Source organism: Halodesulfurarchaeum sp., assembly GCF_036626455.1.
Taxonomy (GTDB): domain Archaea; phylum Halobacteriota; class Halobacteria; order Halobacteriales; family Halobacteriaceae; genus Halodesulfurarchaeum.
The window spans coordinates 36,813-48,867 of sequence record NZ_JAZKRK010000002.1; the positions used below are offsets into that span (position 1 = coordinate 36,813).

14 protein-coding genes are annotated in these 12,055 nt (G+C 60.3%); 6 read left to right on the top strand and 8 right to left on the bottom strand.

The features are described 5' to 3' along the window. The first annotated feature begins 41 nt into the window (after window positions 1-41). Window positions 42-557 carry a macro domain-containing protein gene (locus tag V5A26_RS00965; protein ID WP_332320490.1) on the top strand — a complete coding sequence of 172 codons (516 nt, stop codon included), beginning with the start codon at window positions 42-44 and terminating at the stop codon, window positions 555-557. 36 nt (window positions 558-593) lie between these two features. On the opposite strand, the gene V5A26_RS00970 is transcribed toward V5A26_RS00965, so the two are convergent. From V5A26_RS00970 to V5A26_RS00995, 6 genes are all read right to left on the bottom strand, one after another. Next, window positions 594-1,175 (bottom strand): HemK2/MTQ2 family protein methyltransferase, encoded by a 582-nt coding sequence (locus tag V5A26_RS00970; RefSeq protein ID WP_332320489.1) that lies wholly within the window; start codon window positions 1,173-1,175, stop codon window positions 594-596. After that, entirely contained in the window at window positions 1,168-1,992 is an 825-nt protein-coding gene (gene rsmA / locus V5A26_RS00975; RefSeq protein ID WP_332320488.1) for a 16S rRNA (adenine(1518)-N(6)/adenine(1519)-N(6))-dimethyltransferase RsmA, read from the bottom strand. The genes V5A26_RS00970 and rsmA overlap by 8 nt, the downstream gene beginning before the upstream one ends. Window positions 1,993-2,024: 32 nt before the next feature. Then, window positions 2,025-2,597 (bottom strand): DUF655 domain-containing protein, encoded by a 573-nt coding sequence (locus tag V5A26_RS00980; protein WP_332320487.1) that lies wholly within the window; start codon window positions 2,595-2,597, stop codon window positions 2,025-2,027. Window positions 2,598-2,680: 83 nt separating this feature from the next. Beyond that, on the bottom strand, window positions 2,681-3,037 hold the full coding sequence (locus V5A26_RS00985; RefSeq protein ID WP_332320486.1) for an RNA polymerase Rpb4 family protein: 357 nt from the start codon (window positions 3,035-3,037) through the stop codon (window positions 2,681-2,683). Between the two features lies 1 nt (window position 3,038). Further along, entirely contained in the window at window positions 3,039-3,332 is a 294-nt protein-coding gene (locus tag V5A26_RS00990; RefSeq protein WP_332320485.1) for a 50S ribosomal protein L21e, read from the bottom strand. A gap of 66 nt (window positions 3,333-3,398) precedes the next feature. Continuing rightward, window positions 3,399-3,698, bottom strand: a complete 300-nt coding sequence (locus tag V5A26_RS00995) for a DUF357 domain-containing protein (RefSeq protein WP_332320484.1) — start codon at window positions 3,696-3,698, stop codon at window positions 3,399-3,401. Window positions 3,699-3,831: 133 nt separating this feature from the next. Between V5A26_RS00995 and V5A26_RS01000 the strand changes: the two genes are divergently transcribed. After that, entirely contained in the window at window positions 3,832-4,926 is a 1,095-nt protein-coding gene (locus V5A26_RS01000) for an NAD(P)/FAD-dependent oxidoreductase (RefSeq protein WP_332320483.1), read from the top strand. Window positions 4,927-4,988: 62 nt separating this feature from the next. Next, window positions 4,989-5,273: a DUF7545 family protein gene (locus V5A26_RS01005; protein ID WP_332320482.1), complete on the top strand. Its 285-nt coding sequence runs from the start codon at window positions 4,989-4,991 to the stop codon at window positions 5,271-5,273. An 8-nt stretch (window positions 5,274-5,281) separates the two neighbouring features. Here V5A26_RS01005 and V5A26_RS01010 read toward each other — a convergent pair whose 3' ends face one another. Then, window positions 5,282-5,944 carry a 2,5-diamino-6-(ribosylamino)-4(3H)-pyrimidinone 5'-phosphate reductase gene (locus V5A26_RS01010; RefSeq protein WP_332320481.1) on the bottom strand — a complete coding sequence of 221 codons (663 nt, stop codon included), beginning with the start codon at window positions 5,942-5,944 and terminating at the stop codon, window positions 5,282-5,284. 202 nt (window positions 5,945-6,146) lie between these two features. On the opposite strand from V5A26_RS01010, the gene V5A26_RS01015 reads away from it, so the two are divergent. The 3 genes from V5A26_RS01015 to V5A26_RS01025 all read left to right on the top strand — a co-directional run bounded on the left by V5A26_RS01015 (window position 6,147) and on the right by V5A26_RS01025 (window position 11,334). After that, a complete protein-coding gene (locus V5A26_RS01015; RefSeq protein WP_332320480.1) occupies window positions 6,147-7,700 on the top strand; it encodes an RPA family protein in 1,554 nt (517 codons plus the stop codon). Next, window positions 7,701-8,441, top strand: a complete 741-nt coding sequence (locus tag V5A26_RS01020; protein ID WP_332320479.1) for a metallophosphoesterase — start codon at window positions 7,701-7,703, stop codon at window positions 8,439-8,441. 67 nt (window positions 8,442-8,508) lie between these two features. Further along, the gene (locus V5A26_RS01025) at window positions 8,509-11,334 is read left to right on the top strand and encodes a DEAD/DEAH box helicase (protein WP_332322170.1); all 2,826 of its coding nucleotides are present in this window, start codon (window positions 8,509-8,511) and stop codon (window positions 11,332-11,334) included. Window positions 11,335-11,346: 12 nt separating this feature from the next. Here V5A26_RS01025 and V5A26_RS01030 read toward each other — a convergent pair whose 3' ends face one another. Next, window positions 11,347-12,000 carry an HAD family hydrolase gene (locus tag V5A26_RS01030; RefSeq protein WP_332320477.1) on the bottom strand — a complete coding sequence of 218 codons (654 nt, stop codon included), beginning with the start codon at window positions 11,998-12,000 and terminating at the stop codon, window positions 11,347-11,349. Window positions 12,001-12,055 lie beyond the last annotated feature (55 nt).

Below are 12,055 nucleotides of genomic sequence, written 5' to 3' on the forward strand. Positions count from 1 at the left end.
TTTGCCCAAGTCGTTTTGCGATCGGACACGTAGCCTGTCGTATGCAGTTCGAGGTCATTCAGGGAGACATCGCCGAACAGACCGCGGACTGTCTCGTCAATGCCGCCGGAACGAGCCTTCGGATGGGGTCTGGTGTCGCGGGAGCACTGCGTCGCAGGGCCAACGGCCCGATCAACGATGCCGCAATGGAGACGGGGCCGATCGAACTCGGCGCGGTTGCAGTGACAGATGCCTTCGATCTTGACGCCGAATACGTCATCCACGCAGCCGCGATGCCACATTACGGTGACGGGCAGGCGACCGCGGAAAGCATCGAATCTGCAACCCGAAACGCACTCGAACGGGCCGAGAAGTTGGGGTGTGAGTCGATGGGTATCCCGGCCCTCGGCTGTGGTGTTGCCGGTTTTCCGCTGAGGGACGGAGCAGAAATTATCGGCTCGACAATTGCTGCCTTCGAACCTGACGTGCTGCAGGACGTCCGGTTCATCGCCTACAGCGACTCCGAATACGAGACGGTGGTAGCAGCAACAGAGTCACTGAGAGAACGACACGGATGAAACGGACGCTGAGGAGACCGCAGCGCTACCAAAATTTCATCCACCTGGACTCAGGTGGAGTACAAGCAGTTTCTCGAACGGATACGACTCCTCTCGAACAGTCTCTGCCTGCAATCCGACCGCCCCAGCCGTCTCTCGCACTTCGTCAACACCTGTAAGGGTACTCACCACCAGATACACGGACCCCCCAGGGGCCAAAACGCGACCGACAGACTCGATGAAAGGCTCGATTACGGCCCGACCAGTCTCGCCACCAGTCAACGCTTCCTCCATCCAATCATCCATCTCGGCGGCCTCGACGCGTGGAAGGTAGGGTGGATTGAACAACACGACATCAAAAACCGTGTCACGAAACGGGCGAACCAGGTCAGCCTGGACCGACTCGACGCCACGCTCTTGGGCTCGACGACAGGCATGTGGATTAATATCAGAGCCGATGACAATTGGGTCGGTTTCCGAGAGAAGTTCGCTCGCCACGTAACCCGACCCAGTCCCAACTTCGAGCACTCGGTCCGAGTCCCTGATTTCGGAGGCCGTCGCCTCGAGCAGGAGTCGTGAATCCTCGGCCGGTTCGTACACCTCGGTCTCGAGTCCACGACGGTCGGCCAACTCACCCATCGATCTCGGCGGCTGTAACCGCAATTTCAGCGAATTCGGACGGAGTGAGCGCGTCCGGACGTTTCGCCGGAATGGCGTCTGGAAGCACGTCGATGAGCACGTCCGGTTCCTCGATCCCCGAGATATGGACCGTATTCCGAATCGCGTTTCGCACCGTCTTCCGCCGCTGGGTGAACAGGGCCTTCACGAGTTCGAGAAAGGCCTCGTCGTCTGGAACTTCGTACGCTGGCTCCCGTGGCGTGAGCAGTACCAATGCGCTGTCGACTGCCGGTTGGGGTTCGAACGCCTCCGGTGGCACGGGTTCGACGATCTCCACGCCCGCGTAATGCTGGGCCCCGACTGACAACCGACCGTATTCACTCGTCCCTGGCTGGGCGGCCAATCTGTCAGCCACCTCCGCCTGAAACATCAAGAGGGCTGGTTGCTGCTGGCGAAGGAGTCGAAATGTGACCTCCGTCGAAATGCCATACGGTAGGTTCGATATGCAGATCGAATAGTCGGGGAACGGCTCCTCGAGGGCATCTCCCTCCGTGACGGTGAGCGCTCCGCGGTCGATTGCCCCGTAAAACTCCTGGGTCAAAAACGCGACGAGACCCGAGTCCCGCTCGATGGCTGTCACGTGGTCCGCAACTGACAGCAATCGGTCGGTTAAGGCACCGGCTCCTGGCCCGATTTCGAGGACGTGCTCGATGTCAAAATCAGATGCGTACTCCGGAATCCGGTCCAGGACGCGGTCGTCGACGAGAAAGTGCTGGTCGCGGTCGGCGTCACCACGGCCAGCAGCCGTCGCCAACCGGTCCGGATCGCGAGGGGTCATTGACGGAACTTGCCCACCGAGGAGTTTACCCCTTACGAGGTAGCGAAAATATCGTACTTCAGATCCTCGTCGCCTTTGACCTCGGCGCTAATGCGGTCCACGACGATCGACTCCGGATCGTGTAACCCGGACACGCGCTCTTCGAGTTCGTCAAACGAATCGAACGGGCCCCGTTTTCGCTGATCGAGAATGTTGTCTCGCAGTTTGTCACCGATTCCGGGTAGGAGGTTGAGTTGGTGGAGACGGAGACTCACCGGTTGGGCCTCGTTGAAGAAGTCCACGAATTGGGACTCCTGGGCCTCGACGATCTCCTCGATGACGTATTCGAGTTCCGACTGAGCCCCGTCCGAGAGGGCCTCGTATTCGATCTGTCGGCCTCGCTCTATCCCCGGTTCGAAATCCGGTCGAATCTTGATCTGATCACCGATGGAGATGTCGGCGTCGTCAGCAATGGTCAGCTCGTACAGCGAAAAGTGGTCGTTTCCGGCCGCGTAAATCACCGGCGACCGTCGGTATTGTGGCTCGTCCGCATCACTGCGTCCGTGTGGAAGCACATCCAGGACGACCCCGTACGTGTCTTCCGACTCGCCGGTGTCCTCGGTCATAACACCGCCTACGTGAAGCGCTCACTTAAACGGTGGTCCCATTCAAGCACAAAACCTGCAAACCGACCCATGTCCCCGGCCGATCAGGCGTATTTCGAGACGATGTCGAGGATCTCGTCAAGTTCCTCACCATCAAGCGCATAGCGCTCCTGGGCGAAGACGGCCCGGAGTTCCGTCCGTGACCTGGGGAGAAGATTGGCGATCTTGTACGCAACGGGTTCATCAACGTTCTCGAGAGCTTCGAGTTCGTCGACCAGTTCCAGGGATTCCTCAACGTCGAGGACTGCAAAGCGGTTGACGTGGTCGATCGCGCGGGCGAGTTCGTAGCGGAGTTCGCGGTCCTCTTCGGCCGCCCGTTCGGTCTCAACACCAGCGAGGAGTTCCTTGGCTTCCGGAACGGTGAGAAGTTCCTCGTCGAGGGTCTCCTTGAACAGGCTCATGTCAGTCCTGCTGTTCGTGGAGGTGGGCTGGGCCGGCGAGCAGGGTCTTGTCCTTGCCCCCGTCGTTGATCTGGACCTTGTACGCCGTCCCCTGCATACCGGTAACTTCGCCCGTGTGACCGTTGAAGCGGGCATGGAAACGGCCGTCGGGAATGCTCGGATCGATGTGGAGGTGAACACTCTCGCCGATGTCGAATTCCTCGACCGATCGTTGGGGTGGAGAGGTGCCTCGGTCCCGTGGATCATTGGAGAGTTTCTTGCGTGTGCCTTCGAGGGGTCCGTTGGATGACGGCATAGTAGTATTACTGAGTACAGCGGTGACAGTTAAAAAACGCACGTTCCGCCGAAGCCCAAATCCCGGTCATTCTGACCCCCTTGTGACCGTAAACAGTTCGCTTCCGTCCGGGACGGAGAACACTCCCATGCGAGCACCTGCATCGAGCCACGCATGTCCGTACGAGAAGGCGGCAAGCGCATTGACCGGATCGTCTTCCGACCGAAAATGTCTCCCATCATTCAGATACGAACGGGCCATTTCTTCGAACTCGCTGGCAACGGTCCCAAGGGGGGAGTTCGGATCGGGGGTCGGTTCAGCCGTGTCGAGCGCAGCAGCAAGTAACGATTCGTATCGACCGGTTTTCTCCTGAAGGTCTGCAGGCATGGTTCGAGCCTGGTGGGGAACCGGCCTAAACCTGCCGGACAGCGGTTTCATCGCTCAAACGGGCCCATATGATTTCCCAGCCGGATAACCGATGGCGCAAGGTAAATAGGCGTTACAGTCACTTCTGTTGGGTATGGACACTCCGCAAGCAGACACGAGTTCGCTGGGCGACGAATCGGGAGGGTCGGCTGCCGATCATCGGCGACTCACCATCGTCGGTTCAGGCATTGCGGCCCTGACAGCGGCTATCTATGCGGGTCGCTCGAACAACGATCCACTCCTCATCGAAGGGGACGAACCCGGTGGCCAGTTGACACTCACGACAGACGTGGACAACTATCCGGGCTTCCCTGACGGTATCAACGGCTCGGAACTCATCAACCGGATGCGGTCCCAGGCCCAGAAGTTCGGCGCCGAAATCGAGCATGGGATCGTCGAGTCAGTCGATGATTCGGTATATCCCTTCGAAATCACGTTGTCGAACGGAACGGTGTACACGGCTAATGCGGTTATTGCAGCGAGTGGTGCGAGCGCTCGAACCCTTGGCATCCCGGGCGAAGACGAGTTGATGGGATATGGCGTTTCGACGTGTGCGACCTGTGATGGTCCCTTTTTCCGAGACGAAAACATGATCGTGGTCGGCGGAGGTGACGCCGCCATGGAAGAGGCGGATTTCCTCACGAAGTTCGCGGACACGGTTTACCTGGTCCACCGTCGGGAGGAGTTCCGCGCCGAGGACTTCTGGGTCGATCGAACGATGGAAAACGTGGAGTCGGGCGACATCGAGATCGTGCGGAATACCGAGATGACCAAGATCCACGGGACACCGGAGGACGGCATCGATCACGTGCATCTGGTCTCACATCCGGACGGCCATCCAAAAGCGAAACTCGATGGCGGCGACAAATCTGTCGAAGAAGATACCATGGATGTCGGGGCGGTGTTCCTGGCGATCGGACATACGCCGAACACGGCATATTTCGAAGAGACGGGCGTCGAACTGGACGAGGACGGATACCTCATTACCCACGGCGGTCGTGGGGGAGAGCAGACGAAAACCGACGTCGAGGGCATCTTTGGGGCCGGTGACGTCGTCGATTACCACTATCAGCAGGCGGTCACTGCAGCAGGAATGGGCAGTCAAGCAGCGATCGACGCCGACGAATGGCTTGCCAGTGGCGGTCCAGACGCGATCGATAGCCCCGAGCCCGCGCCGGCTGACGACTGAGGCTGCGGGCTTCTGGAATGTTCAATGCGCACTTTTACAAGGAGCCTCGGCCTAACTGGTCTATGGTTGACACCATTCGGGTTTCGGTCGAAACTGACACTGCTGCTGACGAATTCGAACTGCCCACGGAGATCCTCGAACTCTATCGCGAGGAACCTGACGAAACCGACGCCCAGATCGCGAGTGACATGCTCCTCATGGCCTTCACCGAACGGGCCCACGCACTCGCCCATCACAGCGAGGGCGAAGACATGGACGAAATCGAGGCCATCGAAAGCGACATGATGGAGATATTTGAGGACCGATTCGGCGTGAGCTATGCGGACGCGACCGGCCATTCCCACTAACCGACATTTTAGTCGGTCTCGTATTCGAGTAACACGCCGTCACCGAGACGACGCACTGACACCAGTTCGAATTCCGGATAGTCCGACGTGAACCCGGACCCATCGGCGAGCGTCGGGGCGTCCCGGCCACCGATGAGAAGCGAGCCGATATAGACGGACAGTTCGTCGACGAGGTCCGCCTCGAATAGCGAGAAGATGAGTTCACCCCCGCCCTCCACGAGGAGGTTCTCAACGCCCAGGTCTGCCAGTTCCCGAATGGCAGATTCAAGGTCGACACGACTCGTCCCGGCTTCGATAATCGTCGCCCCAACTGAGGAGAGACTCGTGACGTGTTCTGTCGGAACCGCTTCGCTCACGAGCACGACTGTGTCGGCGCCCTCGTCGAGAACATTGGCGTCTGGTGGTATTCTAGCCCGAGAATCAGCAACAACCCGAATCGGCTGTGGTTGTTGTCCACGTTCCTCACGATTCGCACTGGCGGAGTCATCATCCAGCGTCAGTGAGGGGTCATCGGCCAAAACCGTTCCCACGCCGACCATGATCGCATCACAGTCGGCTCGAAGGGCCTCGACCCTATCAAAGTCCTCCGGGCCGCTAATCGACAGTTGCTCGCGCTCCCGGGAGGCAAGCTTCCCGTCGACGCTCATTGCAGCGTTGACGGCCACATGCATACTCAAACCTCCAAAGCCAGGCCTGGAAATACTTTCGTTCCGGAAACGACCGTCCACACCCTTTTACACGAAGGCAGCAGTATTCCAGGGTGATGACTCCCCACCGATTTCGGATCGGTCCGCTCGAAGCAAACGAGTGGCCGATTCACAGAAATTTCCAGACGCGGCGCGCTACAGACTTGATCGAGGAGGTGTGGCCCAGATGAGTGGGGCCGCGCCCACCCGCGAGGTCGCCTATCGGGTATTTGCCGACGAGTTCGCTGACGCCACCTATCGCTACGCGGAAAGCGACGAGGATAGAGCTCCCCAGTACCTCGTCACCCCGACTGGCGCCAGAATCAACCGCGTGTTCGTCGTCGGTGTGCTGACCGAAACCGAAGAAGTGAGTGACGGTGTGCTCCGGGCCCGAATCGTGGACCCGACGGGCGCGTTCGTCCTCTATGCGGGGCAATACCAACCCGACGCACTCGCCTTCTTCGAGCGGGCCGAATCGCCGAGTTTCGTAGCACTTACTGGCAAAGCCCGCACTTTCGAACCCGAAGGATCCGATCGCATCCTCACCTCGCTCCGACCCGAGCGCGTGAACGAAGTGAACAGCGAGACACGGGACAGTTGGGTCGTGCAGACGGCCCTGCACACCCTTGAACGGACCGGGGTTCTCGATATGGCCCTGGATGTGGATGCGCGGGGCGATGGGTTGCGGTCCAGACTCGCTGCGTCTGGGGTGGGATCAGGTCTCGCAGCAGGGATACCCCACGCAATCCGAGAGTACGAACCGACCACAGGGTATTTGGCAGCTATGCAGGAGATGGCCCTCGACGCTGTTCGAGTTATTTCCGGTGAGAAAGACGAAGTTGGAGAAGTTTCGATGGAGCCCCCTGAAGGTGGAACGGGGACGGTCCTGACTGGCTTTGCAGACATCTCACTCGACGCGACCGCCGCAGAAGCACCCAACACTGATGCCGAATCCGGAGAGCCGACTGAGGAGTCAGGTTCAACTGACCCAGCAGTCATCGAACCAGACGAGGAACCGTCTTCCCCATCAGAAGAGTCTGCGGAGGAAACAGAAGCCGACGCAGAATCATCCGCAGAGAGTATTGCTGGTGAAACAACGACGACGGAAGAAGCATCCCCACCTACCGATTCGGAGGCCTCGGAGGCCGAGGCTCAACCGACCGAAGAGGCGTCACTCGAACCCGAGCCTGAGCAAACAGCGGAAGCTGGGCCCGAGATTGGATCGGAAGAGGTCGGAGAGCCACCGGCCGAAAGTGAACCGGACGGAGCCGTAGAAACTCCGGCAGCAACTGAACCAGAGGAGTCCGAGGAACTCTACGAACTCTCAGAGGAGGAACGGGCCGAGGTCGAGGAAAACTTCGACGTGGGTTTCGAGAGCGGCACGGAAATCGGCAGTCCCGAGGAAACAGAAGACATCGAGCCCGAAGGGGGTGCGCCACCTGAGCCCGAGTCGATGCCAGAGGAAACCGAGTCGGCTCCTGAGGAAACGGAGTCGACAAGCGAAACAGCCGAATCTGCAGACAGCGGGGCCGAGGAGTTCACTGAGGGCGAACTCCAGAACCTCGTCGTCGAGACACTGCAGGAGCTGGGGGATGGTGCTGGCGTTCCACGTTCGAAGCTCATCGAAACGCTCCAGAACCGACACGGCCTCGAGGAAGGGGATATCGAGGAGGCCATCCAAGCCGCACTCCTCGGCGGGCGATGCTTCGAATCGGGAGCGGAGGACCTGAAGCCGATCTGAATGCCGGCAATCGAGCCACTCGAGAGTGAGTCAGCCGCCGTGGCGACAGGGCCGAACGGACCAGTCCTGATCGTCGCTGACTACCATGCCGGCATCGAGCGCAACTTCCGTCGAGAAGGAGTGGAAGTGGATAGCCAGGCACGGGAGCGCCGGGGGCGACTGGTCGACCTCGTCGATACTGTCGATCCAGCGCAAATCGTCTTTCTCGGGGACCTGGGAAACCACATTGGACACCCCGATGGGGCCGAACTCGAGGAACTCATGGACATCGAGCATGCGCTCCGAAACCATGACGTCCTCCTCGTCCCGGGAAACCACGACGGACTACTCGGAGACGCCCTCGACATCACGGTCACAGACGGGGCCGGCGTTCGAATCGGCGACATCGGTTTCGCCCACGGGCATACCTGGCCCGATCCAGACGTGCTTGACGTCTCGGTCCTCGCCATCGGCCACGAACATCCCTGCGTACGTCTCGAAGACGAAGTCGGTGGGAGCCGAATCGAGCGCGTCTGGCTCCGGGGGGACGGCGATCCCGCACCGTTCGAAGCCCACCACGGAACGGACATTACGGGGCCCGACGAAGTGGTCGTCTTTCCCGCCTTCAACGAACTCGCAGGTGGTACCTGGGTGAACGTGGCCGGCCAGGAATTCCTCTCCCCGTTCCTGCCAGCGGCCGCTCCGTCAGCCCAGGCCTATTTGCTGGATGGGACCCGTCTGGGCCAATACGAGTCGATATAATGGGGTCGCAGCCACCGCGAGGTTGGCGAACAACGGGCTTAACCAGGCGGTCACGTAATTCTCGGTGATGAGCGAGACGGGGCACGCCGACGCCTTTGCCGCCCTTGGGGAGGACGTCCGGGCGGCCCTCTCCGAACGGGGGTTTTCGACTCCCACAGAGCCCCAGCGCCGTGCAATCCCGCCAATCGCGGCCGGGCAGCACACCCTCGTGATCGCGCCGACAGGGACCGGCAAAACCGAAACAGCGATGCTGCCGATCTTCGACATGCTGGTGCAAGAACCCCGCGAGGGGTTTGGAGCGCTGTATATCACCCCACTCCGGGCGCTCAACCGTGACATGCGGGACCGACTCGAATGGTGGGGCGACGTCCTCGATCTCAACGTGCAGGTCCGCCACGGAGACACGACGCAATACCAGCGAGGGAAACAGGCCGATGATCCCCCTGACGTCCTGGTGACCACGCCGGAAACCGTCCAGGCAATGTTGACCGGATCGAAACTCCGCGAGGGACTCGCGGACGTCGATTACGTCGTCGTCGACGAAGTCCACGAACTCGCCGCCGCGAAACGCGGCGCGCAGTTGACAATCGCCCTGGAGCGGCTTCGGAACGTAGCCGGCCCGATTCAGCGAGTTGGGCTCTCCGCGACGGTTGGGGACCCGGGAGAAGTCGGCAAGTTCCTCACGGGAGAACGGGGGTGTGAGATCGTGTCCGTCGACGTAGCCAGCAAGATCGACGTCGAGGTCGTCCAGCCAGAAATCACCGAATCCGACCACGAATTGGCCTCCAAAGCGATGACGACCCCGGCTGTTGCAAGCCATCTCAGGTACATCACCAATATCGTCGAGTCCCAGGATTCGACCTTGATTTTCGTCAACACCCGCCAAACCGCCGAAGCGCTGGGCTCGCGGTTCAAAGAAATGGGCGCGAATATCGGTGTCCACCACGGGTCGCTTGCAAAGGGGTCCCGAATCGAGGTCGAGGATCAGTTCAAAGCCGGTAAATTGGACGCACTCCTGTGTACGTCGTCGATGGAGTTGGGGATCGACGTGGGCCGGATCGACCACGTCGTCCAGTATTCGAGCCCAAGAGAGGTCGCACGCCTACTCCAGCGGGTCGGTCGGGCCGGTCACCGCCACGATACAGTGTCCTACGGAACGGTCGTCACGGGGCACCCGGATGACACCTTGGAAGCACTCGCGATCGCTCGCCGTGCTGGGGAAGGAGCCGTCGAACCGGCCGAAATCCATCACGGGAGCCTGGACGTTGTGGCCAACCAAGTGGTCGGCCTCGTGATGGACGGCGGCGAAATCTCCGCCCGTGGCGCCTACGAAATCCTCACGAACGCCTACCCGTTCCGAGACCTCGAGCAGGAGACGTTTAAAGCGGTCATCCGCGAACTCAACTCGAATTACATCCTCTGGCTCGACGAGGAGGCAGACCGGTTGGAGAAGTCCAGTGGCACCTGGAAGTATTACTACCGAAACCTGTCGATGATTCCGGACGAAGAGACCTACGAGGTCTTCGACATTGCTAGTGGGACCCAGGTCGGCACCCTGGACGAACGGTTCGTGGTGAATTTCGCCGAACCGGGAGCCTCGTTCATCCAGCGGGGAGACATGTGGCGGATCTCCGAGATCGACGAGGACAAAGAGCGAGTTGAGGTGTCCCCAATCGAGGACCCGTCAGGCGAAGTCCCCTCCTGGACCGGGCAGGAAATCCCGGTCCCCTACGACGTGGCCCAGGAGGTCGGAGAGTTGCGAGGGGGCGCCGCCGACCAGTTCGAAACCGGAGCGCCGACTGAAGCGGTCGCCGCGGATCTTTCTGGCCGGTATCCAGCCGCCACAGACACAATCGAGCGAGCACTCGAGCGAATCGAACGCCAGGTCGACTCGGGAGCACCACTGCCAACTGACTCACGCCTCCTCATCGAGTCCCAGGGCGGGACAGTCGTCCTAAACGTCTGTGGCGGCCTCAAAGGCAACGAGACAATCGGTCGGCTGCTCGCGGCGTTGCTCGGGCAGCAAACCGGTTCCTCTGTCGGACTCGAGGTCGATCCCTATCGTGTCGAACTCGACGTTCCCCGAGGGATTCGAGCGAGCGACGTCCAGGAGGTGCTCAACTCGACGGCACCAGAGCACGTCGGACCGCTTCTGGAATTGAGTCTGGATGGCTCCGAGACGCTGAAATTCACGCTCTCGCAGGTCGCCGCCAAATTCGGTGCACTGAAACGCTGGAAGGGAGGCGACGGTGTCTCGCTCAATCGGGTGATGGCTGCGCTCGAAGACACCCCCATCTACGACGAGGCCGTTCGAGAGGTCTTTCACGAGGCCCTCGACGTCGAACGGGCAAGGACCGTCCTCGCAGCCCTCCAATCAGGTGCTATTGACCTCGAACTGATCGGCGAACGGACTGCAATAGGCACCGGCGGGCGGCAGAGCGGCTCGGAACTCCTGACACCTGAAAACGCCGACGCAAGTGTGATCGAAACCGTGCGGACCCGGATTCAAGACGACCGGGTCCGAATGGTCTGTCTCCACTGTCTGGAGTACGACCGAGAACTGTCCGTGAATCGGGTTCCGGACCAGCCACAGTGCCCCCATTGTGACTCGACCCAAATCGCGGCGTTAAGTCCGTACGCCGAAGAGGTGGTGTCTGCGGTACGAGCCAAAGACAAAGACGAGGACCAAAACAAGCAGACCAAGCGGGCCTATCGCAACGCCAGCCTTGTCCAGGGGCATGGAAAACAGGCGGTCATCGCACTGTCGGCCCGTGGCGTCGGTCCGGAAAACGCGGCCCGAATCATCAACAAACACCGCGAATCCGAGCAGGACTTCTATCGGGACATTCTCGAACGTGAGCGGGAATACGCCAGGACCAAAGCGTTCTGGTGATCGGTCGGACCCTTACTCGAACGGTTGCAACATCGATTCACGAAGTTCTTCAGAACTCCCGAGGACTTCGTCGGCTGGCGACCGATCAGTGTCGTCTGCTGTTCCGTGCGGCGCGTATGCGATAGTGTACGCACCGGCCGCAGCGGCAGCCGCAATGCCATTCTCGGAGTCTTCCACAACCAATAGTTCCTCGCCTGAGACGCCGAGACGCTCTGCGATGGTTTCGTAGATCAACGGTTCGGGTTTGCCAGGGCCATCGAGATTCGCCGCGCTCAACACGTGTTCGAACCGATCCCCGAGATCGTGGGTTTCGAAAACGATGTCGATCCAGCGGGGATAGGAGGAGGTGGCGAGTCCGATCGGGACCGCACGGTCTTCCAACCGATCCAGGAGATCGTGAAACCCGGTCAGAAGGTCGGCCTGTTCGTAGACGCCTTCGGCTTCCGAATCGAAGAGGTCGAAATACTCCTCCTGCGAAACCTGCAATTCGTGGTTCGCTTCCAGGATTTCGTACTGCTCGTGGACGTTGATGCCCGTTATCTCGTGGGGGTCGACGCCGTGGCCCGCCGGTAACGCCGTGTCGAGAATATCTCGCTCGGCTTCGACCCAGTACTGTTCCGTGTCGACGATCACCCCATCCATGTCGAAGACGACAGCCCGACTCATACCACTCAATCACACCGACCGACTGGAGTAGATGTCGGTTTCGATGGGCCAGACA